The following is a 22073-nucleotide window of genomic DNA, read 5'->3' as shown; positions in this document are numbered from 1 at the left end:
TTCATTTATTACTGTTGATGCCAAAATGGCATACCCATAGTGGGCGTAGATGGCGCAGCGACGTCTTTTTCTGGCATCGCCTTTGCTCGGTAAGCAAAACGACCCGCATCAACGGCTGCTTTAAATGCATGACTCATGGTAACAGGGCAGCCCGCCCCTGCAATAGCCGAATTCAATAACACCGCATCATAACCTAATTCCAGCGCTTGGCAGGCGTGTGATGGTAAGCCAAGGCCAGCATCAACAATCAATGTGGTATCGGGTAAGCGCTCCCGAATAGTTTTTAAGTTATATTTATTTAACAAGCCCTTACCTGTGCCAATAGGCGCTCCCCACGGCATCAGCACTTCACACCCTGCATCAACTAAACGCTGACATAACACTAAGTCGTCAGTACAATAAGGTAATACTTTAAAGCCTTCGGCTAATAAAATCTGTGTCGCTTCCAGTAATGCAAATGGATCTGGTTGCAGGTTATAGTCATCACCAATCAACTCAAGTTTTATCCAATCGGTAGCAAACACTTCGCGGCACATTTGTGCCAGTGTAATTGCTTCATTGACACTGTGACAGCCTGCAGTATTGGGTAGAATTTTTAAGCCCGTATCTTTGATCAATTGCCAAAAGTCATCTCCTGCGGCGGCACTTTGTTGACGTCGTAATGACACAGTAACAATCTGCGCGCCAGAGGCAACAATCGAATCGGCCATAACCGCAGGTGATGGATAAAGTGCTGAGCCAATTAATAACCGACTAGTGATCTGCTCACCATAAATACTGAAACTATCTGATATTACGCTACTCATATTAGCCACCTTGGATCGGTGACAGTAATTCAATGCTATCGCCTTCGTTAAGTAAGGTAGTATCACATTGACTACGCGGTATAAATTGACCATTAAGCGCCACTGCAAAAGGCTCTTTTGCTGCAAACTGCGTCAAACCTTGGGCTACATTGGCGTTATCTGCTAACTCAAAATGTTGACCATTAATTGTTATTTTCATACTTACTTTCATAATAAGCCTTATTTTATCCGTGCAATAGCATCGGCCACTAAACTCGGTGCGAGTAAATAACCATGACGATATAAGCCATTAATGCTGATCACATTTTGCTGCTGGGAAACCTGCGGGCGATTATCACTAAATGCAGGACGCAGGCCGGTTTGAATATTCAACACTCGCGCCTCAGCAAAACCACTGTGTACTGTGTACGCTGCTGACAACAGCTCAAGAGTCGAACGCACAGTGGCAGCCCCCTTATCTTGTGATTCAATTTCTGTCGCGCCAATTACGTATTGATGATTTGGCTTCGGAGCAATATAAATAGGATAACGCGGGTGCATTAACCGCACTGGCCGCGTTAAATTAACCTCAGGGGCGTACAAACGCACTACTTCACCACGCACTCCGCGTAGCTTACACGCTGCGCTTTTAGCGCCAAGGCCACGGCAATCAATAATATAATCAAACGATTGCTGTAGATTTAGCGATGTTACATCAACCTGTTGTGCAAACTTAAAGCTCACATTACGCTGCTTTAGAGTGTTAAAACTGGCTTGATAAAAAGCCTGATTATCAATTTGCCCTTCGCAAGGTAAATACACACCTTGGTTAAAACGCCCTGTAAGCTCTGGCTCTAATTCAGCAATATGTGCCCCTGTTAACTGATGTCCTTGATGTTCAGCTAAAGGCTTTAAACGCTGTATAAAACTTTGTAAGTCACCTTTATCTTGCTGGTGTGCAACCACAAGTGTGCCTTGCTGTTGGAAAAACACCGCTTCATCAAGTTGCGCTAAAATTCTCGGCCAACGCTTTATTGAATCCAGCCCCATCAAGGCCAAGTCTTGCTCGCAGAATACAGATTCAGCCAGTGGTGCAAGCATCGCCGCTGCCACTCTTCCTGCACTATCAAGCGCTTGTTCGTCACCCGCTTCATAAACAGTTACCCGATGCTGTAAACTCAACTCAAGCGCCGTTAAACGGCCCGTTAAACCAAACCCCACCACCGCAATATTGTAAGACATGAGAATCCTTAATTCAGTTTTCTAGCTACAAGAGTAAAGTTAGCGAGCTTTTCACTCGCCAACTCTCTAACTCGCTAACTAGTTTTTAAACCGCTTTATGATAAATCTCTGAGCCGCTTTGTTTAAATTCGGCTGATTTAGCTTGCATCTCGGCTTCAACATCGACCATTTTGATCTCAATAGCATCACCTACGTTGTTAGGATCTATGCCTCTGGCTTCTAGATCTTTAGCGTATTCTCGTACTTCTTGGGTGATTTTCATTGAGCAGAATTTTGGCCCACACATAGAGCAAAAATGTGCTACTTTGCCAGATTCTTGTGGCAGTGTTTCGTCATGGTATTCACGAGCACGAACAGGGTCTAAACCAATATTAAATTGGTCATGCCAGCGGAACTCAAAACGCGCTTTTGATAACGCATTATCACGCTCTTGCGCTCCGGGATGACCTTTGGCTAAATCGGCGGCATGAGCGGCAATTTTATAGGTGATCAGCCCTTCTTTTACGTCTTCTTTATTTGGTAAGCCTAAATGCTCTTTTGGTGTGACATAACACAGCATTGCACAGCCATACCATGCAATTTGCGCAGCCCCAATACCAGAGGTGATATGGTCATAGCCTGGGGCGATGTCAGTTGTCAGCGGGCCAAGGGTGTAAAAAGGTGCTTCGTCGCAATGCTTAAGCTGCTCTTGCATATTGGCTTTGATCATATGCATTGGCACATGCCCTGGGCCTTCAATAAACACTTGTACATCGTGTTTCCACGCGATTTTGGTCAGCTCACCTAACGTACGCAGTTCACTAAATTGCGCGTCATCGTTGGCATCTGCAATTGAACCAGGACGCAGGCCATCTCCTAATGAGAAACATACATCGTACTGTTTCAAAATCTCACAAATATCTTCAAAATGAGTATAAAGGAAGTTTTCTTTATGATGCGCTAAACACCATTTCGCCATAATTGAACCGCCGCGCGACACAATCCCAGTGACACGTTTTGCCGTCATTGGAACGTAGCGTAATAACACCCCAGCGTGAATAGTAAAGTAATCCACCCCCTGCTCGGCTTGTTCAATTAGAGTATCGCGGAAAATTTCCCACGTTAGATCTTCGGCAACCCCATTTACTTTTTCAAGCGCTTGATAAATAGGCACTGTACCAATTGGCACTGGTGAGTTACGTACTACCCATTCACGAGTTTCATGAATATAACGACCCGTTGATAAATCCATAACTGTGTCAGCGCCCCAGCGGGTTGACCAGACCATTTTTTCAACTTCTTCTTCAATAGATGAGCTAACTGATGAGTTGCCAATATTAGCGTTCACTTTCACTAAAAAATTGCGCCCTACAATCATCGGCTCGGTTTCTGGGTGATTAATGTTGTTAGGTAAAATCGCACGACCACGGGCAATTTCATCACGCACAAATTCAGGAGTAATAAACTCAGGGATACTCGCACCAAACGACTCGCCTTGGTGCTGCTGTGCTAATAACTCTTTTTGAAGTTGCGCACGGCCCATGTTTTCACGAATTGCGACATATTCCATTTCCGGTGTGATAATACCTTGGCGAGCATAATGCATTTGCGTGACATTTTTACCGGCTTTAGCGCGGCGAATTTTTGGGAGATGCTCAAAGCGAATATGATCAAGGCCTTCATCGGCCATGCGTTGCTGAGAAAACTGCGAGCTGACTGAGCCTAAAATTTCAGTATCGCCACGGCTTTCAATCCACTGTTCGCGGTACTTATCCAGCCCTTTACGAACATCTAGAGTAAAATCAGGATCTGTGTATGGGCCTGACGTATCATAAACACGCAGTGGTGCATTTGATTCGTACACTGGGTTTTCATCGGTGCCACCGATAAAGGTATCACTCAAAGTAATTTCACGCATACCAACACGCACATTATCTTGCGTACCTTGTACATAAACTTTGTGTGAGCTTGGAAATGGTTGCCCAGTAAGGTTATAAATATAATCTGATGCAGCCGCACGAGTTTCGCGGCGAGACGGTTTATTTGATGTGTTTGACATGACTTACCTCATTGCTAAAAGGGTTGTCTTGTCAGATACTGCTGTGCGATAAAAAGCAACGCAATAGAGAGTAGCAAATGCTACATGGATCGTAGATTGGTGTTACAAAAAAGCATTACCAACCTTGGCAGCCACAGTGCTTATGCCCAAAACTGGCGCACAAGCACCCGTTTTAGGCAGCTTGTTCCCTACGCAGGTGTTAGCCTGATCAGGTTCACGGATCCCGCTTTCGCGATCTCAGCCTTTAAGTTAAAAACTCAAGGCACTCCGACAAGTAAAATTCTATATATTGTTCGCTAACGAGTGTACGTTAGATATTGCGAGCCTGCAAGAGATCAACTTGCGGGAATAAACGCAAATGTTTGCTCGCCATTTAAAACCAATTGTTGATCTTGAATTTGCAGTGGCACACCTTGCTTTAACGCATTTAAAAACTGCTGTTCAAACTCGTCCAATTTATCTCCGCATGATTTACGGGTCATACCTAATTTATTCACCGTTAAATGATTATCATCAAGTTGACCTTCACCAAAAAATTTATTACAACCAGCAAAACCATTGACTTGCAGAGCTTCAATAAAACTTAATGATGCTGAATATGATGCAGGGATCGCTAAACCATCAACCCGTGATAGTTGCCACTTAGTGTATTTTAATTGCTCACTGGTGACTGTCCCTGTCGATGAGCAGCCAATACATAAACCGATTATAAGCATCGGGATTGCTGCTAATTTCATGTAATTACTAACCTAAAACTCAATTGCAACATGATAACAATAAATAACAGTTTATACCGTTAATAATGCATGTTTTTAATGTAAAAAAATGTTCTAAGATAGTAAAAAAGGTGGCACCGGAAAATTACTCAGACTTAAATAGTAGATCAACTTGCTCGGGCAAAAATGGCCGACCTCGCTCATTCACCGCGGTGCCAATCACCAGTGCCTTTAACATCACTTTTTCATCATGCTTTCGTACCACGGTTTGTCGAAAGCCAAACTTTAAGCGACTAATACGCTCAGGCTCTACAGCAACATAAAACTCATCGCCGGGCATTAGTGATTGCTTGTAATCCATCTCGCTACGCATTACGACTAAATTAATTTTATCGCGAGTAAGCTGAGCAAAATCAACCCCATTCGCATGCAAAAACTCATGGCGCGCATGCTCTAGGTAATTAAAATACACACTATTATTTACAATGCCTTGTAAATCGCATTCGTAGTCGCGTACTTTAAAGTCAACTTTAAAGGTCATATTTGTATTCCTTATTATGTATACTGTGCGCGTTTATAGCACATAAATATAACTGGTATCACGACTTTAATGAGAATAGTTGCTATCATGCAAGTCCTTAAAATGGAGTTAAGTAATAGAATGAAACTACGCCTGTCTTTAATTACTGCCGCGCTTTTACCTTTGATAAGCGCCCCAGCTTTTGCTGAAGATACTGATCTTGAAAAAATACTCGTCACCGGAGACTTTCAAAAAGAAAGCATTCAAACCCTTAGTGCCAGTGCCAGTTTATTTAGCGAACGCGAAATTAATGACCGAGGCGCTAGTTTTCTAGACGAAATGCTTGCCAGTGCTGCCAACGTAAATTTTACCGCTGGTGCTTCTCGTGGCCGTTACATCCAAATTCGTGGGGTTGGTTTACGCTCACAATTTGTTGACCCTATTAACCCTTCTGTTGGCTTAGTGATTGATGGCATTAATTATTCAGGGTTAGGTGGTAGTTCATTACTGTTTGATGTTAACCAAGTTGAGATTTATCGCGGTCCGCAAGGTACTCGCTTTGGTGCTGATGGTATGGCTGGTATGATCCAAATGGAATCAGCCGATCCAACTTTTGATCCAAGCGTCAAAGTGCAGCTAGGCGCAGGTAACTACAACAGTTATGAAGCCGGTGTTGCCGCAGGTATTGGTATTACAGACAGCACCGCAGTGCGCGCTAGTATTTATCAACGTGAGTCTGATGGTTATGTTGATAACCTATATTTAAACGAGTCAACACAACAGCAAGATGAACTGGTTAGTCGTTTTAAACTACACAGCCAACTTACAGATCATCTTCGCACTGAATTAAGTGTTCATTATATTGATATCAATAACGGCTACGATGCATTTACGCTTGATAATAGCCGTAATAGTGTAGCCGATCACCCAGGCCAAGATAACCAAGAAAGTATCGCGGTAGGTCTTGCCAACATCTACACTGGCTTTGATTGGTTTGATGTCAGTTTAAACTTATCAGGTATTGATAGTGATTTAGTTTATAGCTTTGATGAAGACTGGGTATGTAACGATATTAATAAGCCGCAGTTATGTGGTGCAGGACTGCACCCCGATGGTTATAGCTCAACCGATAGCTACTTTCGAGATCGTCAAGACCAGGCTGCTGAACTGCAATTTAATGGCAAAGGTGGTAACTGGGTTACGGGACTTTATTACCAAGCCCGTAATGTTGATTTAGAACGCCAATACACTTGGCTTGCAGCTCCATTCGCTTCAACTTATGAAACTAGTAATACCGCAATTTACGGCCAACTAGCAACGCCGATTGGTAATAAAACCACCTTAATAACAGGCTTACGCGTTGAGCAATACCAAGGTGATTACACCGATAATAATGGTTTTATTGAAAGTACTGATGATGTGATGGTCGGTGGTAAACTTGCCCTTGAGTATCAAGTCATTGACCGTACCATGATTTATACCAGCCTAACTCGTGGTTACAAAGCAGGAGGGATTAACTCAGAAGCACTCGCCAAAGCGAAAGATGACGGTTTAAATCTTGATGCTGATTTCTTTAAAAACCACACTAGTTTCGCACCAGAGTACCTATGGAGTGGTGAATTTGGCGTTAAAGGTAGCTCTTTAGATGAGAAATTTATTCTGCGCTTAGCGGCCTTTTATATGTATCGCGAAGATATGCAGTTAAAAGCCTGGAAAGTGGAAGACCAAAAGTTTACTGGTTATATTGATAACGCCAGCTCTGGAGAGAATTACGGCCTTGAAATTGAAGGCAGTTACCAATTAACTGATGACTTATTTTTCACCGGTAGCGCTGGTTATTTACATACTAAAATCAATGACTTTGTCGCTCAATCTGGTCTAGATCAAGATGGTCGCGAGCAATCACAAGCGCCTAAATACCAGTATGCATTCACGGCTCGCTATAACTTTACTGATGAGTTATTTGCTACAATAGGCATTGAAGGTAAAGATAATTATTACTTCTCAGATAGCCACAACTCGCAGGCACCGAACATTAATTTAGTTAATTTAACTGCTGGTTACGAGGCTGAGCAATGGTCAATTCGCGCTTGGGCACGTAACGTGTTTGATGAAGAAGTACCTACACGTGGTTTTGAATTTGGTAACGACCCACGCGAAGGGTATGCAACTCACACATACACTCAGCTTGGCGAACCAATGGTTGCCGGCGTCACATTTATCTACGAGTTATAAAAACGAGTTTCAAGGGATAAGTTAAAAGGTAAAAGCTAGATTACTTTTACCTTTTCTTAACCTTGAATCTTGAGCCTTTTAAGCCCTACCTACATCAAACGCGATGACTTCTTTTATGGTGTTTTTTTGCGTTGCTAACATCACTAACCTATCAACCCCTAATGCTACTCCTGCGCATTGTGGTAAACCATGCTCAAGAGCGGCGATTAAACGGGTGTCCATAGGCACTTGTGTTAAGTTATTCGCTTTGCGGTATGCATTATCTTCAGTAAAACGTTTAGCTTGCTCCTGTGCATTGGTGAGCTCATTAAAACCATTCGCCAGCTCCATGTTCTGATAATAAAGCTCAAACCGCCCAGCGACTCTAATATCATGCTCACAAATACTCGCCAGTGCGGCTTGCGATGCAGGAAAATGATAAATAAAACAAGGTTTTTGTTGGCCAATTGTTGGCTCAACTTTCATACAAAATAATAATTGTAGTAACGTATCACGGTGAGTTTCATGCTTAGCGATATCAGCAAACCCCTGTTCACAGGCAAGTGTTTGTAACTGTTCAATAGTGGCACTGAGCGGATCAAGTCCTAATGCTTTGGTAAAAGCATCTTGATAGGTTAAACGCTCTGCAGGTGGAACATTTAAGATAAGCTGCATTAATTCATCAATTTCATCCATCAGCGCAAACTCATCAAACCCAGGGCGATACCATTCCAACATAGTAAACTCAGGATTATGATGGCTGCCCGCCTCTTCGTTACGAAATGCCTTACAAATTTGGTAAATAGCACCACTGCCGGCTGCCAATAATCGCTTCATGGCAAATTCTGGTGATGTTTGTAAGTAAAGCGGTAAGCCTTTCGCGAAACCGGGGCCAATAAACTGCGTTTTAAAACTCGCTAAATGAACATCAGTAACACTCGCTGCACTTAAACTAGGCGTATCAACTTCCATAACGTGGCGTTGGTAAAAGAATTCCCGAATAGTGCGTAAAATTGCGGCTCGTTGTGCCAAGGTATTTACTTGTGCGCTTGGTTGCCAAAGATCTGCTGACATATTTTCTCCAAAAAAAATCCCAGCTTAAGCTGGGATTTATTAAGCTATATTAAAGTTACTTAACACGGCTTACATATTCGCCGTTACGGGTGTCGACTTTAATTACTTCACCGATTTGTACGAATAATGGTACACGCACAACAGCACCAGTACTTAGCGTTGCTGGCTTACCACCAGTACCTGCTGTGTCGCCTTTAAGACCAGGATCTGTTTCAGTGATCTCAAGCTCTACAAAGTTAGGTGGTGCAACAGCTATTGGATTGCCGTTCCACAAAGTAATAGTACATACATCATTTTCAACTAACCATTTACCAGCATCGCCAAGCGCTTTTTCATCAGCTGCGATTTGTTCAAATGTTTCGTTATTCATGAAATGCCAAAACTCACCATCAGTGTAAAGATACGCAAGATCGGTATCCATTACATCAGCACCCTCTACTGACTCACCTGATTTAAAAGTTTTTTCAAGTACTTTGCCAGAGATAAGTTTACGAATACGAACACGGTTAAACGCTTGGCCTTTACCAGGTTTTACCATTTCATTTTCTAAAATACTGCAAGGCTCGCCGTCCATCATAATTTTTAGGCCGCCCTTGAACTCGTTGGTGCTATAATTCGCCATCGTTTCCTCTATCTAATAATTTCGAGTAATCTACCTACCAATGATACAAAGAAATGAAGCAAATTTGCATATAAACTGGCAAAAAGAATTAGCTAATGTTGTTACTTGCCCAAGCACCTTGCTAGAAATGCTAGGTTTATCAAGCATGGCCGACGAAAAAGACCTCAAAGCACGAGCTCTTTTTCCGGTACGTGTGCCTGTGCCTTTTATCAAAAAAATGCGTTATGGCGATATTAATGACCCATTATTGCTGCAAGTCATGCCGCGCCACCAAGAGTTTATCGCTAAAACAGGTTTTGATAAAGATCCATTAAAAGAGCAAAACAACGCTCAACCAGGATTATTACACAAATATAAATCCCGAGTTTTAGTGATGTTTAAAACTGGTTGCGCCGTTAATTGCCGTTATTGCTTTCGTCGCCATTTTCCATACCAAGAAAATCAGCTAAATAAACGCAGCTTAATTGCAGCGCTCGATTACATAAAATCGGATGCTAATATTAACGAGGTGATTTTAAGTGGTGGTGATCCGTTAATGGCCAAGGACGATGCTATTAGTTGGTTTATGGATGAGCTTGAACAATTACCACAAATTAAACGAATGCGAATTCATAGCCGCCTACCGGTGGTGATCCCATCTCGCGTTACTGACCAACTGTGCGAACGTTTTGCAAAGTCTCCACTTAAAATTGTGTTTATTAATCACATTAACCATGGCAACGAGATTGATGATGATTTTAAAGTGGCAATGCAAAAACTCAAAAAGGTAGGTGTCACATTGCTCAATCAAGCGGTGCTATTAAAAGATGTAAATGATACCAGCGAAGCGCAAGTCGCATTAAGCGAAGCGTTATTTGATGCCGACGTACTGCCTTATTATTTATATTTACTTGATAAAGTTGAAGGAGCGAGTCATTTTGATATCAACGAATCACAGGCACGCAAAATCATGGCCGAAATGCTTATCGCATTGCCAGGATTTTTAGTACCAAAGCTGATGCGCGAAATCGGCGGTCAAAAAAGTAAAACGCCGATTGACCTCAAGCTTTTATAAATACAAGGCTTAAACGTATACGTTAACGTTATTGCCAAGCGAAGCTGTAACTGATTTTGCTGGCGTTTGTGCAGCGCTCGAACTAGCGGCACCTTCAATGAGTGCCAGTGCTGCTGCACCATCCGCTTTTTGCTGTTTTTTTGCCAATGCTGCGCTGTATACTTCGCCACTTTGACCCGCGCCACTCATGGCCGGTAGATTTCCACCTGATATATTCATAGCTCATACCTGACTTTTTAGTTTATTACCCGTATTATATCGGCATTGCGGTCTAAAGCTTTAGGAAAAAAATGGATTCAATTATTGAACAACTCAATGCCAACTTAAAAATTGTTTATCGTCAGTCACTTGACGCAGATAAAAAATTAGATGAGTTGCAACAACAAGGCTTAGGTAAATTTACAGCGTTATTTCCTGCCGATGCTGGTTTTACCTTTGAAGCAAAGCGCTTCAAACCTTATGTGTTAGATGTAGCTGCAGATGTAGAAAGCTTAAGTTCAGAAGGTTTTAGTGAAGAGAAGCTAAAAACCACTGTTATTAAATTACAACAGTTACTGCAATTACTCGCAACGTTCAAGTAACTAAAAAAGCGCTAACATTAAACTGTAGCGCTTTTTACTGTTAATTTAGCTTGGGGTGACAACTGGCAGTAATTCTTTATCAAACCAATCAGTGATCAAACGTTTTTCATAGTAAAACTGTTCATCACGGCCCATTTTAATTTTATCCATAAAGCCCATATCTTTTAATTCGACTTTATCGCTTTGACAAATCACGTTACCGTCTTTATCAGTAACCGAATATTGAAACTCAATGCGTGGAAAATAAATTGGTTTTACAATACGTAAATCATTCATACCGCCAAAGCGTACATCACCGGCTAAATCCAGCTCAGTCACTTCAACATTAAACTTATATCCTTCGGGCAACTTTTCTGCCAGTTTATTAAAGTGCTTTTCGAAACTGCTCGCTACATGTTTATGGTATGAGCCTTTAGGTTCATTTGAAGGACGTACATCACGGTAGTCATTGAAGTCTTGCCATTTAACGACAGCTTCTCCTGCTTGAGCAAATACCGGCAGCATAACTAACATAGCCATCGCTACTTTTTTAAATGTATTCATTGTCTATCTCCAAAATGCCCGTGGGCTAATGTAGTTGAAATAATAGCATTAACAACTTAACTATAGCTTAATACTATTCACCATCATTGTTATCATTTACGTAAAACATGTAACCAGACACCAGTTAACTATGATTAATTGATACCGTAACATCATGGAGCAACAAAAAGATCAGATAAAGCATGTATTGAAGTGCTATTTATGATGAAATTACAACTATACACCTTCACCTTATATATGGAGATTTCATGACAATTTTAGTAACAGGTGGCGCGGGATACATAGGCTCACACACTGTTGTTGAATTATTACAACAAGATAATGATGTTGTTATCATTGATAATTTAAGCAACTCGAGTGTGGAATCACTTGAGCGTGTAAAAAAAATCACTGGTAAAACTGTGCACTTTTATCAAGGTGACATCCTTGATAAAACATTTTTGGCCAGCGTGTTTGCAAAACATACAATTGAGAGTGTTATTCATTTTGCCGGTTTAAAGGCTGTCGGTGAATCAATGGTGAAACCCATTGAGTATTACCAAAATAACGTGCAAGGTACGCTGACTCTCGTTGATGCTATGCGCGATGCAGGTGTGTTTAAACTCGTATTTAGCTCATCGGCAACAGTATATGGTGATCCAGCAAGCCTGCCAATTCAAGAAGATTTCCCGGTAGGTGGCACTACTAATCCGTACGGCACATCAAAACTGATGGTTGAAATGATGTTACAAGACATCGCTAAATCAGATGAGCGCTTTGCATTTGCAATTTTGCGTTACTTTAATCCCGTAGGTGCGCACGAGTCAGGCCTAATTGGTGAAGATCCCAATGGTATTCCAAACAACTTATTACCTTACATCGCGCAAGTGGCAGTGGGTAAATTAAAGCAGCTGGGTATCTTCGGCGATGACTATGATACGGTTGATGGTACTGGTGTGCGTGATTACATCCATGTTGTTGACTTAGCGCTTGGTCATTTAAAGGCACTTAATAAAATAAACCAAGATACCGGTGCCCATGTTTACAATCTTGGCACCGGTAATGGTTATTCGGTGCTACAAATGCTCAACGCATTTAGCAAAGCCTGTGGTAAAGATATTCCGTATCAGGTATCACCTCGTCGCCCAGGTGATATTGCAGCTTGTTATGCAGCGCCTGAAAAAGCCCTTAGTGAACTTGATTGGCAAGCAGAGCGTGGTATCGATGTGATGATGCAAGATACGTGGCGTTGGCAAAGTAATAACCCAAATGGGTATAAATAGCTAAACTTAAACCAGCTTCAATAAGCTGGTTTTTTTATATTTTTTGAAATAAAAAGTCTCGTTTACCACTCTTTTACAGTATCTATATTTAATCACCTATAAAAAATGCAACCAACCTATACTCGTTTCAGTATTCATTCACTGCTAATTATTAGCTTATCGCTATTGGGTCTTAGTCTCTTATTAGGAGCAGGGGTAAATAATGTGCATGCTATTTTCAATTTTTATCAATTAGCCAATGTAATCCCTAAAGCTGGGCAATCAATACTCGCAGGAGTGGCTTTTTTAGTAACCGCTTTATTTATTATTTTAAGTTTAAAACAATCACGTTTTCAGACCCCTGCTTTTGTTAGCCTGATCACTGTTGCCGTTATACCGCTTGTTACCTTATTAAGTGAAAGCCGCTGGATGACTGACTTAGGTGGCTTCCCAATTATAGGCTCTGGGCAAGGTATAATTAAGTACACCGCACTTGTTTCTCTCGCTATTTACCTTTATAAACCGCAGCGCTTGTCAGCTCAAGGCATGGCAATTTTGAACTTCTTTCCTGTTGCATTAGTGCTTATTTGGATTGGTGGTATGAAATTTTACGAGTTTGAAGCAAATGGAATTATATCACTGGTATCAACCTCTATTTTTATGTCTTGGTTATATACCTTATTTTCAGTGCAAACAGCGTCTAATCTAATTGGTGCGTACGACATCTTTTTTGCTTTAGCACTCGCTCTGGCTATCATTAAAAAGCATCCATTAGCCATTTATGTTGCGGCTCTTGGCTGCAGTGCCGTATTTTTAATGACGCAGACATTTTTATTCTCAGCTGAAGGAGCTTTTGACAGCTCAACACTACTTGCAAGATTAGGCCTTTTTGTTATTAAAGACTTATGGTTTATCGCAAATTTACTGGTAATTGTTAGCTTTGCAAAAAAGAGTCTTAATTAACTACTATTTCAATAACATATTTAATAATGTGCATTGTAAGATCTAAAAAGCGCTATCACTTAACCAATCGTGGTAGCGCCTTATAAATATATACTTTTATATTTTGAGTTTAAATACACATCACTACAACCTTTTTACGTCTGTGCCCATTGCCTTAATAAATTATGATACACGCCAGTTAACCTAACAATCTCAGGGCTATCGCTGACTTTTTCGCGCAAGCTTTGAATCGACATATCCAACTCAAATAGCAAACCACGCTTTTCATCGCTATTAACCATGCTCTGCAACCAAAAAAATGAAGCTAAACGTCGCCCCCGAGTTACGGGAGTGACTTTATGTAAACTGGTTGATGGATACAACACCATGCTACCTGCAGGGAGTTTTACTGTGTGAGAGCCATAAGTATCTTCAATAACGAGTTCGCCACCATCATAGTCTTCTGGTTCGCTCAAAAATAACGTCATTGATAAATCCGTACGAATTTTCACTGGTGTGCCAGGTACTTGTCGAATCGCATTATCAACATGAATACCAAACGATTGGCCACCTTGGTAACAGTTAAATAAAGGTGGAAAAATTTTTGCAGGCAACGCCCCTGACATAAATAGATCACTGCGAGCCAGAGCCCCCATAACTATATCACCGAGCTCTTTGGCTGCAGCGCTTTGCTCAGGTAATTGTAAGTTATTTTTGGTCTTCGTTGATTGATAACCTGCGGTAACACTGCCATCAGTCCATTGCGCGGCCAATAAAACATTACGGCAATAAGCGACTTCATCAGCACTAAGCAAGTCTGGTATTTTTAATAGCATGGAAGTTCCCAAATCTTAAAAAAACAGGCTAATAAGCATTAACCTGTTTAATAAGCTTTAACCTATTCAACAAACATTAATTTGTAATTAGAAAGAATAACTAGCCGTTAGTGTAAAATAACGACCTTGACCAGGAATAAAGTGTCCGCCACCTAGTTTATCTTCATAATCTTCATCCGTTAAATTCTCACCATTAAACTGAATGCTTAACTGCTCAGTTGCTTGATAAGAAAGCATCATATCGAACAAAACATAACTGTCGGCTTTACGACTGGTCGCTGAATTACCATTATAACGCTCACCAATATATTGTGCGCCAAAACCTGCAGCTATCGCGTCGCTAAAGTCATATCGAGCCCAAACACTGTAGCTATTTTTAGGTGCTCGAGCCAAGTTATGCCCAACATCACCATCAACCGTAGATTCAGTAACTTCGCTATCTTGATAGCTATAAGAACCGATGATACTTAATTCATCGGTGATAATACCTGTTGCAGACAACTCTAAACCTTGCACTCGTTGCTCACCATCAAGCACTTCAACACCACGCTGATCACTATTAGGATCATCCACGCGCGCATTAGTTTTAACCGTTCTAAAAATAGCGGCACTGGTCATCAACTTATCATCAAGTAAATTCCATTTAGTGCCTAACTCATAGCTTTGGCTCTTCTCCGGATCTAACTCACTTGAATTACCACGAGTAGATACTGCAATGCCTTCAGCCGATGGGTTATACGAGTTACCTGCACCAAAGTAAATGCTGCTATTTTGACTTGGCTTATATACAGCAGATGCGTTCCAACTAGTCATGGTATCGCTAGTTGAGATCGTTAATGCTGGATCCTTGTAATCATACTGATAATCGCTATCGTACTGCTCTGAACGTAAACCCGCAGTTAATTGCCAATATTCATTAAATGTAATTGTATCGAATGCATAAATTGCACGGGTTTTAGCAACCGCTTCAGTACTAGTGCCATCACGACCATACTGACCAGTGTAAGGTAAATAAGCATCTGGGTTGTATAAGTCATTCAGCGCTGGTTCGTTCTTTAAATTATCAGCTACCAATGCAGTCACATTCCAACGGCTAAATGTCTCGTTAGTTAATTCAACACCAGTAACCACATTATGTTTTACACCAGCAAAATAGTACTCACCAACTAAATCAAGTTGCAGTGTAGCCAATTCATTGCGCGTATCGCGATTTTTAACGTCGCTCATTCTAATATCAGTTGTTGTTTTTACATCAATAAAACGCGGCGCTGTCACTGTATCTTTTCGCTCTACACGACCAATGCGACCTTGGGCACGTAGCATGATTGTTTGCGACAAGTCATACTCATACTTTGCAGTTGTTGAATACGCTTCGATATCTTCAAAATCACGATATACGTTACCGTAAAAATTAGTGAAATTCACCGGTGGCGCTGCATTTTCGCTACCAGCAAGTTCAGCAACAGGGCTAGAACCAACCCACGGAATACCGTAATCAGACATATTATCTTGATTCTGATAATCAGCATTAAGATTAAAACGGCTATTGGTTCCTAAACCAGTCGCAAACGAAACCGCGACTGCTTGTTTTTCTTTTTCAACATGATCACGCCCAGCAACATCCCCTTTATCAACCAGTAAATTGACACGTAGCGCTGATGTTTCAGCCACTTTAAAGTTACTATCTATTTGCGCGCGATAATCACTCTCTGTGCCTAAACGCAGCGAAGCATCATTAAATTCATCCAACGTCGCCGTTTTTGTAGTTAAGTTAATACTACCGCCCGTTGAACCTCGGCCTGTTGTTGCTGAGCTTGGGCCTTTTGCAACTTCGATTTGCTCAACGTTATAAGTATCACGGTCGTACCCGGCAATATCACGAATACCATCGATAAAAATATCATTGGCAGCACTAAAACCACGGATAGATAAACTGTCACCAGCTGGCGCACCGCCTTCACCCGCCGCCAATGAAATACCCGAAACATTACGTAACGCATCTTGCAAACTATCTACATTTCTATCTTTCATCACAGCTTTGTTAATAACCGTTATTGATTTTGCAGTATCAACCAACGGCTGGGTGTTCTTTATTGATGATGATTTTTCAACTTTATAGCTTTGTTCCGATTGCGTTTTTGCTTTGGTTACTGATAGCTCTTGTATATTTTCAGCTCCTTGAGCAGACGCCCAAGTTGATAAAGTTGCGGTAACAAAAGCAGCCAGCGGTTTTATATAAGTTCGGCGTTTATTAGTCATTTTACCCATTTTAGCTCCATTAGCAGGGAACTTGCTAACACGTTGTTTTTGTAGCAAGTCATTTAAGCACGTTGATTTAAGTTCGGCGGAATCCTAGCACTGAGTAATATTAATGTAAATGCGAAATGTTATCACTTGTATTATTTTGTCAATCATTGTACTATTTTTCACACTTTTAAACTTACGTAACGCGACTGTAAATGCACAGTAAACTTGGGGGCATGAGTGGCGTAAAAAATTAAGTTTAAGCGCTTAAAAATCAAGGTTTTTTAATTTTATAAAGTTAAAGCCAGAGCTTGGCTTTGTACTGTAAATGGTTATTACTTTTAGGGCATTACTTAGCATATGCAACGTTTTATAAAATCTGTTGGGGCAGTTATTTTACTAAGCTCATTCTCAAGCTTAGCTGATCCGGTTAGCGAACTTGAAAACCTCGTTAATCAGTGGTTACAAATAGAACAACAAACTAGTGAGTTAGAAACACATTGGCTAGAAAAAAAAACCTCGATGCAACAAACATTAATCTTACTTGATGCAGAGCAAGCACAACTTAAACAGCTAAACCAAAATCGTCAAAAGAACACCTCTGAGCTGGCAGAAAAGCGCACTGCGCTAATTCAACAACAAAGCCAGCTTGAGACCGATGAAAACGCGCTCAATAGTCAATTAATCCAGCTCAGCCAGCAATTGCGCTCACTGCAAGTACAATTACCTCCCCCATTACTGGCGAGCTGGCAAAGTATTGGCGATCTAGATAACGAAAGCCTAGATGCGAATGAAAAGCTACAAATTGCTTTAAAAATGCTTGGCCAATTGGCTGATTTTCAAAACCGAATTTCAATTCATGAAATGGCAATCAGTAATAGTGAAGGCAAAGAAATATGGGTAAAACAGCTTTATTTGGGTGCCGCACAAGCATGGTTTGTTAGTAATGATTTAAGTTATGCGGGCATTGGCTTCCCTTCTGAGTTAGGTTGGCAATGGCAATTTGATACTGAAATTGATGGCGAGCAAATTGCCCACGGTATCGCTGTACAAGAAAAAAAACAAGCAGCTCACTGGCTTACCTTGCCTGTATTTAGCTATGCAGCTAAGGAGCTGACGCCATGAAACGATTCTGTACTTTTTGGTTTGTCACACTACTGAGTTTTAGCCAAGTAGTAACAGCCGCGACTGCGGATGCTGCCAAACAACAATTGCTAACGGATATTAAAACGGCGCAGAGCGTTTTAAATAAAGCACAACAGCGGATTGCCAAACAGCAAACAACTATGGCACAACAGATATTTGAAAAACAGCAAGCACTTAAAAAAGAGCGTGAGCAAGCGACACTCAATCGCCGTTTAGCTGATGAAGACACATTGAGTTTAACCCAGCTACAAACACGCTTAGATAGCTGGCAACAACAACAGCAATATCGGCTAAATTTACTCAACCGATTTACTCGTCAATACGCTCAGCAAGCGCAAAGTAAAAACGATCAACAAGCACTTTTGAATGATGTAGTCGCGGTGATAGAGCAGCAAACCGCGGCATTATATCCAGAGTTTAAAAAACAAAATATAGTATTGAAAAATGGCGAGCTCACCGCAGCTACAACATTACAAGTAGGTCCCGTGGCTTGGTTTAGTGTTGCACAGCCAAAACTAACCGGCCTGCTTTCATCAGCAGCTAACGCTGCAGTACCAAAAGTAGCTATAGTTCAATCACGTGATGAGAATAACCCATTTGATATCGCTTACTCACAAGTAAATACAAACTCAGCTAAGATCGCAGCTTCTTTAACATTTGATCCAAGTTTAACCCGCTTAGTTGCCAGTCAAGCGCAACAAGAAGGTGCAGTTGAACATCTTGAAAAAGGTGGCTTATGGGCAATCCCTATCATTTTATTTGCATGTTTTGCATTATTAATTGCGCTATTCAAGGCATATCAATTATTTAGCCTTAGTAAGATCAAAGCTGTCTCGACGCTGACTTTACAAACTGCGTTTGATCAACCTGAGCAACACAGCTTCAGCGGAATGCAAGCAACACTGTTTCAACTCTCTGTTGATAGCAACATAGGACAAATAAGAGATGACCAGTTATTTAATCAGCTGATGCATAATAAACACAAGCTTGATAACTACATTGGCGCAATCGCGATCACAGCATCGGTAGCACCGCTACTGGGCTTATTGGGCACAGTCAGTGGCATGATTGAAACATTCAAAATGATGACGTTATTTGGCTCAGGCGATCCAGAAGTGGTATCTGGTGGTATTGCCCAAGCTTTGATCACTACCGAGCTTGGCCTCGTTGTTGCCATACCAGCATTAGTACTCAATGCGCTACTATCGCGTAAAGCTAAAGCCTATTACACCCAACTTGAAGCGTTCGCACTGCAACTTAGTCAACTTGAGGTGAAAAATGTTTGAGCAACTGTTCGATAATTTTATCTGCTGGCTTATCATCCTATTAGCGCTATTTGTTTATCAGCTCATTTGGCACGATATCCTGCATTTAAAACAATATAAACTGCAACGCCAAGGTTACTGGCACGATGTCAGCTCTATTTTGACCGCTGCGCTGCCATTACTTGGTTTATTAGGCACCATTATTGGTTTACTCGATACATTTAAAGTGATGTCGCAAGGCGAAAACGAATTAATGAGCGAAGCGATAAGTAATGCTCTACTCACTACACAACTGGGGTTAGTCTGCGCAATTCCTGCATGGCTGATGCAAGCTTACTTGCTGTACGTAACACGTAACAGTGCTATCCAACAGCAAGCGAGCTAAGCCAATGCAAGCACGTTTAAAACAACGCCTAGAACAACAATCTGCGCATCATATTGATATGTCACCACTATTAGATGTGGTATTTATACTATTGATTTTCTTTATTGTAACCACCGTTTTCGTTCGCGAAAGTGGGGTCGAGGTTGATAAACCGCAAGCCGTCTCAGCAAGCAGATTAGAGCAACAAGTTATTTTTCTTGCCATAACTGATAGTCAGCAGGTTTACTTTGACGGTAGTCAAATTGGCGTGGCCGGTGTGCGCAGCAGCGTAGAGCAAATGCTAAAACAACAGCAAAGACCAGTAGTGATCCAAGCTGATAAAACCGTACCAACCGAGCTATTAGTAAAAGTAATAGACGAAGCAAAACTTGCTGGTGCAGCAACCGTTAACTTAGCGACCCAGCAATAATATGCAAAATAATATACTCGCATCACAACCTGCAATAGCGAATAAACGTCATCCGTTTTTTGCTTTTATGTTGAGCCTAACGGTACTTGCATGCGCATTAGTTTTACTTTGGCTTGGCCAAATAGCTGAGCACGTTATCAACGACAAAGTTATCGTTCGCGAAGTTGCTTTAGTGCCACTGCCTCCACCTCCGCCACCAACCGTGACGCAATCAGCTGTGACAGAGCCGATGCAAAGCCTCGTTGTCGAAGGTGCGGGTGTAACTATTCAAGCCATTAATATAAAAATTGAAAGTAAAATTTCGCTTAGTAAACCAACCCTTGCAAATATGCCAATTGCGACTCCTGAATTTCAATCTATCGACGTTAATTGGGATGCCTTTAGCTTAAATCAACTAGATGGTTTACCCACGCTACTCACTCCCGTAAAAGCAGTATTACCTAAAAAGTTAACTCGCCAAGGTGTGAGTACCTTCATCGTGAAGCTCGATGTTTTTATCGATGAAAATGGCCGATTAAGCTTAATTGATGTTATACAAAACCCGTACCCTGAGCTAAAGCCTGAAATAGATAAGATCATTAAGCAAAGTCGGTTTAGTTCACCAAAAAAAGACGGTGAAATAGTGAGAGCCAGATTTATTTGGCCCATTGAATTTAAACCTTAGTAAAGCCAGTATTTAAGTGAAAATACAATGAAAAGATTAACAACAAAAAAATGGTTAACGTGTTTAGCTATCGTGCCATTAACCTTTTATATGACTGCCAGCCAAGCAACCTCATTGCAGGTAAAACTACAGCCAAGCGATCCACACTGGCAGTTGCTGATCAATAATAATTTACTGAGCCCAACAGATATAAAAATCGAAGCTAATGAACGCAGCTTCGCCCAGCAACTAAAACCACTATTACAACAAGGTAACTACCAAGCTGTTGCTGATCTATTTAAGCAACGTGAATTAGGTAACGATAGCCCTGCATTACAACTTTTACGTGGCCAAGTTTTGTTAACCTTAAAACAGTTTTCAGGAGCTGAGCAGGCGTTAAAGGCAAGTTTATCAAGCATGCCAGATTTAGTTAAAGCTCATCAAGGTTTAAGTCTGCTCTATATGCAGCAAGGTAATTATCACCAAGCACAGCCACATCTAACCCGTTGTATTGAACTTGGCCAAGCTGATGCGCAAGTCTATGCACAACTTGCCTATATTCATGTACAAGCTGAGCAACCTTGGAGCGCAATTGCAGCTTATCGTCAGGCATTAATGCTTGAGCCACAGCAAGCACAATATCAACAAGGGTTACTATTTTCACTAATTGCTGCAGGCGATCTAGGTCAAGCCCAAGCTCTGCTAAAAGAGCTATTAAATGCATCCCCTAACAATCCAGAGCTTTGGCTACAACGTGCACAAATTGCCTTACAACAAGACAACAATGAACAAGCTTTGGCAAGTATTGAAGTAGCTTTAAAGCTGGCACCTAGCAATGCAAGTAATCAATTACTTGCAGCACAACTTCATCTTACACAAGGTAGCTACTCACGCTCTGTTGAATTGTTAAGTAATGCATTAGCAAGCACTCAGCCACCTCAAATAGCAGAAGCTAGCGAGATTAGTATGCAAACCCTAAATTGGCTTATCGCACAAAAAAAATGGCAGCTAGCCAAGCAGCTCGTTTCGCAACTAAACCCTTTTATAAATAAGTTATCAAAACAATCCCGCGCAGAGTTTTCAGTTTATACCGCTCAGCTAGCAATTGAGCAAGGTAACTTTAAACAAGCTCAAAAGAGTTTACATAAAGCATTAACAATCGACCCAAATCTTGGCGATGCACTGTTAAGCCTGGCAAATATCTATCAGCAACAAAACCAACTGACACAAGCAAGGTTAATGTATGTACGAGCACAAGCTTTACCTGAGTACCAACTCTCTGCATGGTTAGGCCTCGCGCAAATTGAAATTGAAAATAAAAACTACAAAGAAGCATTAAGCCAGCTTAAAAAAGCACTTAACGCCAACCCACAAAGGCAAGACTTACTCACCAACATTCGCGCTCTTGAAGGACTGATCCAACGAGAAGGTTAATAGTTAATAGATTTATACCAATCGTGTTAAGTTACTGACCATTTATAGCGACAGATAAATACAGTGATAACAAGGCGTAAGTTTCGACATGTAGTTGTTATACTTGAATAAATTATAACGCAGTTAGCACTTTATTTAG

At 41.2% G+C, this 22073-nt stretch carries 23 protein-coding genes and 1 riboswitch; of the genes, 11 read left to right on the top strand and 12 right to left on the bottom strand.

Annotated elements, in window-relative coordinates; translation table 11 throughout:
- Nucleotides 1-8: 8 nt before the first annotated feature.
- The 6 genes from H5200_RS19335 to H5200_RS19310 form a co-directional block, all read right to left on the bottom strand.
- Nucleotides 9-806, bottom strand: coding sequence for a thiazole synthase (locus tag H5200_RS19335; protein ID WP_145234637.1), 798 nt, complete (start codon nucleotides 804-806; stop codon nucleotides 9-11).
- Nucleotide 807: 1 nt separating this feature from the next.
- Nucleotides 808-1005, bottom strand: coding sequence for a sulfur carrier protein ThiS (gene thiS, locus H5200_RS19330; RefSeq protein ID WP_182732524.1), 198 nt, complete (start codon nucleotides 1003-1005; stop codon nucleotides 808-810).
- A gap of 20 nt (nucleotides 1006-1025) precedes the next feature.
- Complete coding sequence (locus H5200_RS19325; protein WP_182732514.1) at nucleotides 1026-2027, bottom strand: FAD-dependent oxidoreductase; 1002 nt, start codon at nucleotides 2025-2027, stop codon at nucleotides 1026-1028.
- An 85-nt stretch (nucleotides 2028-2112) separates the two neighbouring features.
- Entirely contained in the window at nucleotides 2113-4065 is a 1953-nt protein-coding gene (thiC, locus tag H5200_RS19320; RefSeq protein WP_220491364.1) for a phosphomethylpyrimidine synthase ThiC, read from the bottom strand.
- Between the two features lie 168 nt (nucleotides 4066-4233).
- A riboswitch (TPP riboswitch) is annotated at nucleotides 4234-4345 on the bottom strand.
- A gap of 55 nt (nucleotides 4346-4400) precedes the next feature.
- Nucleotides 4401-4802, bottom strand: a complete 402-nt coding sequence (locus H5200_RS19315; RefSeq protein ID WP_281290953.1) for an META domain-containing protein — start codon at nucleotides 4800-4802, stop codon at nucleotides 4401-4403.
- Between the two features lie 124 nt (nucleotides 4803-4926).
- Nucleotides 4927-5322 (bottom strand): thioesterase family protein, encoded by a 396-nt coding sequence (locus H5200_RS19310; RefSeq protein WP_182740643.1) that lies wholly within the window; start codon nucleotides 5320-5322, stop codon nucleotides 4927-4929.
- A gap of 120 nt (nucleotides 5323-5442) precedes the next feature.
- Here H5200_RS19310 and H5200_RS19305 point away from each other — a divergent pair, with 120 nt between their 5' ends.
- Nucleotides 5443-7536: a TonB-dependent receptor gene (locus H5200_RS19305; protein ID WP_182762268.1), complete on the top strand. Its 2094-nt coding sequence runs from the start codon at nucleotides 5443-5445 to the stop codon at nucleotides 7534-7536.
- Between the two features lie 78 nt (nucleotides 7537-7614).
- Here the strand turns inward: H5200_RS19305 and epmA are convergent, their stop codons facing one another.
- Together epmA and efp are read right to left on the bottom strand one after the other, a co-directional pair.
- Entirely contained in the window at nucleotides 7615-8589 is a 975-nt protein-coding gene (gene epmA, locus H5200_RS19300) for an elongation factor P--(R)-beta-lysine ligase (RefSeq protein WP_145234622.1), read from the bottom strand.
- Nucleotides 8590-8644: 55 nt separating this feature from the next.
- Complete coding sequence (gene efp, locus H5200_RS19295; protein ID WP_145234620.1) at nucleotides 8645-9211, bottom strand: elongation factor P; 567 nt, start codon at nucleotides 9209-9211, stop codon at nucleotides 8645-8647.
- Between the two features lie 40 nt (nucleotides 9212-9251).
- Here efp and epmB point away from each other — a divergent pair, with 40 nt between their 5' ends.
- A complete protein-coding gene (gene epmB / locus H5200_RS19290) occupies nucleotides 9252-10265 on the top strand; it encodes an EF-P beta-lysylation protein EpmB (protein WP_182740644.1) in 1014 nt (337 codons plus the stop codon).
- Between the two features lie 9 nt (nucleotides 10266-10274).
- Here the strand turns inward: epmB and H5200_RS19285 are convergent, their stop codons facing one another.
- Nucleotides 10275-10484: a hypothetical protein gene (locus tag H5200_RS19285; RefSeq protein ID WP_145234615.1), complete on the bottom strand. Its 210-nt coding sequence runs from the start codon at nucleotides 10482-10484 to the stop codon at nucleotides 10275-10277.
- 71 nt (nucleotides 10485-10555) lie between these two features.
- On the opposite strand from H5200_RS19285, the gene H5200_RS19280 reads away from it, so the two are divergent.
- Complete coding sequence (locus H5200_RS19280) at nucleotides 10556-10846, top strand: prephenate dehydrogenase (RefSeq protein WP_145234613.1); 291 nt, start codon at nucleotides 10556-10558, stop codon at nucleotides 10844-10846.
- A gap of 45 nt (nucleotides 10847-10891) precedes the next feature.
- Here the strand turns inward: H5200_RS19280 and H5200_RS19275 are convergent, their stop codons facing one another.
- Nucleotides 10892-11389, bottom strand: coding sequence for a DUF3016 domain-containing protein (locus H5200_RS19275; RefSeq protein WP_182718355.1), 498 nt, complete (start codon nucleotides 11387-11389; stop codon nucleotides 10892-10894).
- A gap of 248 nt (nucleotides 11390-11637) precedes the next feature.
- Here H5200_RS19275 and galE point away from each other — a divergent pair, with 248 nt between their 5' ends.
- Together galE and H5200_RS19265 are read left to right on the top strand one after the other, a co-directional pair.
- A complete protein-coding gene (gene galE / locus H5200_RS19270; RefSeq protein WP_149983256.1) occupies nucleotides 11638-12651 on the top strand; it encodes a UDP-glucose 4-epimerase GalE in 1014 nt (337 codons plus the stop codon).
- Between the two features lie 204 nt (nucleotides 12652-12855).
- On the top strand, nucleotides 12856-13593 hold the full coding sequence (locus tag H5200_RS19265) for a DUF417 family protein (protein WP_310737052.1): 738 nt from the start codon (nucleotides 12856-12858) through the stop codon (nucleotides 13591-13593).
- Between the two features lie 134 nt (nucleotides 13594-13727).
- On the opposite strand, the gene H5200_RS19260 is transcribed toward H5200_RS19265, so the two are convergent.
- Both H5200_RS19260 and H5200_RS19255 read right to left on the bottom strand, forming a co-directional pair.
- Nucleotides 13728-14408, bottom strand: a complete 681-nt coding sequence (locus H5200_RS19260) for a Fe2+-dependent dioxygenase (RefSeq protein ID WP_149983258.1) — start codon at nucleotides 14406-14408, stop codon at nucleotides 13728-13730.
- 87 nt (nucleotides 14409-14495) lie between these two features.
- Complete coding sequence (locus H5200_RS19255; RefSeq protein ID WP_182762264.1) at nucleotides 14496-16676, bottom strand: TonB-dependent siderophore receptor; 2181 nt, start codon at nucleotides 16674-16676, stop codon at nucleotides 14496-14498.
- A gap of 336 nt (nucleotides 16677-17012) precedes the next feature.
- Between H5200_RS19255 and H5200_RS19250 the strand changes: the two genes are divergently transcribed.
- From H5200_RS19250 to H5200_RS19225, 6 genes are read left to right on the top strand one after another with little or no spacing between them, the layout of a single operon-like run.
- Nucleotides 17013-17777: a DUF3450 family protein gene (locus H5200_RS19250; protein WP_182718358.1), complete on the top strand. Its 765-nt coding sequence runs from the start codon at nucleotides 17013-17015 to the stop codon at nucleotides 17775-17777.
- On the top strand, nucleotides 17774-19084 hold the full coding sequence (locus H5200_RS19245) for a MotA/TolQ/ExbB proton channel family protein (protein WP_182762262.1): 1311 nt from the start codon (nucleotides 17774-17776) through the stop codon (nucleotides 19082-19084). The genes H5200_RS19250 and H5200_RS19245 overlap by 4 nt, the downstream gene beginning before the upstream one ends.
- Nucleotides 19077-19448 carry a MotA/TolQ/ExbB proton channel family protein gene (locus H5200_RS19240; RefSeq protein WP_145234597.1) on the top strand — a complete coding sequence of 124 codons (372 nt, stop codon included), beginning with the start codon at nucleotides 19077-19079 and terminating at the stop codon, nucleotides 19446-19448. Before H5200_RS19245 ends, H5200_RS19240 begins: the two co-directional genes overlap by 8 nt.
- A gap of 4 nt (nucleotides 19449-19452) precedes the next feature.
- A complete protein-coding gene (locus H5200_RS19235) occupies nucleotides 19453-19857 on the top strand; it encodes a biopolymer transporter ExbD (RefSeq protein WP_149983262.1) in 405 nt (134 codons plus the stop codon).
- 1 nt (nucleotide 19858) lies between these two features.
- A complete protein-coding gene (locus tag H5200_RS19230; RefSeq protein WP_182740646.1) occupies nucleotides 19859-20521 on the top strand; it encodes a hypothetical protein in 663 nt (220 codons plus the stop codon).
- 27 nt (nucleotides 20522-20548) lie between these two features.
- Nucleotides 20549-21934: a lipopolysaccharide assembly protein LapB gene (locus H5200_RS19225; RefSeq protein ID WP_182740647.1), complete on the top strand. Its 1386-nt coding sequence runs from the start codon at nucleotides 20549-20551 to the stop codon at nucleotides 21932-21934.
- The last annotated feature ends 139 nt before the right edge of the window (nucleotides 21935-22073 follow it).

Origin of the sequence: Pseudoalteromonas sp. SG43-7, from assembly GCF_014164295.1 — a bacterium.
Classification (GTDB): Bacteria; Pseudomonadota; Gammaproteobacteria; order Enterobacterales; family Alteromonadaceae; genus Pseudoalteromonas; species Pseudoalteromonas rhizosphaerae.
Note: the sequence above shows the minus strand (reverse complement) of the source record. Positions and strands in the feature narration are given on the sequence as shown.

Bases quoted from the DNA above. Each gene is read 5' to 3' on its own strand.
- H5200_RS19335 (WP_145234637.1), bottom strand. From the start codon at position 806: ATGAGTAGCGTAATATCAGATAGTTTCAGTATTTATGGTGAGCAGATC.
- thiS (WP_182732524.1), bottom strand. From the start codon at position 1,005: ATGAAAATAACAATTAATGGTCAACATTTTGAGTTAGCAGATAACGCC.
- H5200_RS19325 (WP_182732514.1), bottom strand. From the start codon at position 2,027: ATGTCTTACAATATTGCGGTGGTGGGGTTTGGTTTAACGGGCCGTTTA.
- thiC (WP_220491364.1), bottom strand. From the start codon at position 4,065: ATGTCAAACACATCAAATAAACCGTCTCGCCGCGAAACTCGTGCGGCT.
- H5200_RS19315 (WP_281290953.1), bottom strand. From the start codon at position 4,802: ATGAAATTAGCAGCAATCCCGATGCTTATAATCGGTTTATGTATTGGC.
- H5200_RS19310 (WP_182740643.1), bottom strand. From the start codon at position 5,322: ATGACCTTTAAAGTTGACTTTAAAGTACGCGACTACGAATGCGATTTA.
- H5200_RS19305 (WP_182762268.1), top strand. From the start codon at position 5,443: ATGAAACTACGCCTGTCTTTAATTACTGCCGCGCTTTTACCTTTGATA.
- epmA (WP_145234622.1), bottom strand. From the start codon at position 8,589: ATGTCAGCAGATCTTTGGCAACCAAGCGCACAAGTAAATACCTTGGCA.
- efp (WP_145234620.1), bottom strand. From the start codon at position 9,211: ATGGCGAATTATAGCACCAACGAGTTCAAGGGCGGCCTAAAAATTATG.
- epmB (WP_182740644.1), top strand. From the start codon at position 9,252: ATGATACAAAGAAATGAAGCAAATTTGCATATAAACTGGCAAAAAGAA.
- H5200_RS19285 (WP_145234615.1), bottom strand. From the start codon at position 10,484: ATGAATATATCAGGTGGAAATCTACCGGCCATGAGTGGCGCGGGTCAA.
- H5200_RS19280 (WP_145234613.1), top strand. From the start codon at position 10,556: ATGGATTCAATTATTGAACAACTCAATGCCAACTTAAAAATTGTTTAT.
- H5200_RS19275 (WP_182718355.1), bottom strand. From the start codon at position 11,389: ATGAATACATTTAAAAAAGTAGCGATGGCTATGTTAGTTATGCTGCCG.
- galE (WP_149983256.1), top strand. From the start codon at position 11,638: ATGACAATTTTAGTAACAGGTGGCGCGGGATACATAGGCTCACACACT.
- H5200_RS19260 (WP_149983258.1), bottom strand. From the start codon at position 14,408: ATGCTATTAAAAATACCAGACTTGCTTAGTGCTGATGAAGTCGCTTAT.
- H5200_RS19255 (WP_182762264.1), bottom strand. From the start codon at position 16,676: ATGGGTAAAATGACTAATAAACGCCGAACTTATATAAAACCGCTGGCT.
- H5200_RS19250 (WP_182718358.1), top strand. From the start codon at position 17,013: ATGCAACGTTTTATAAAATCTGTTGGGGCAGTTATTTTACTAAGCTCA.
- H5200_RS19245 (WP_182762262.1), top strand. From the start codon at position 17,774: ATGAAACGATTCTGTACTTTTTGGTTTGTCACACTACTGAGTTTTAGC.
- H5200_RS19240 (WP_145234597.1), top strand. From the start codon at position 19,077: ATGTTTGAGCAACTGTTCGATAATTTTATCTGCTGGCTTATCATCCTA.
- H5200_RS19235 (WP_149983262.1), top strand. From the start codon at position 19,453: ATGCAAGCACGTTTAAAACAACGCCTAGAACAACAATCTGCGCATCAT.
- H5200_RS19230 (WP_182740646.1), top strand. From the start codon at position 19,859: ATGCAAAATAATATACTCGCATCACAACCTGCAATAGCGAATAAACGT.
- H5200_RS19225 (WP_182740647.1), top strand. From the start codon at position 20,549: ATGAAAAGATTAACAACAAAAAAATGGTTAACGTGTTTAGCTATCGTG.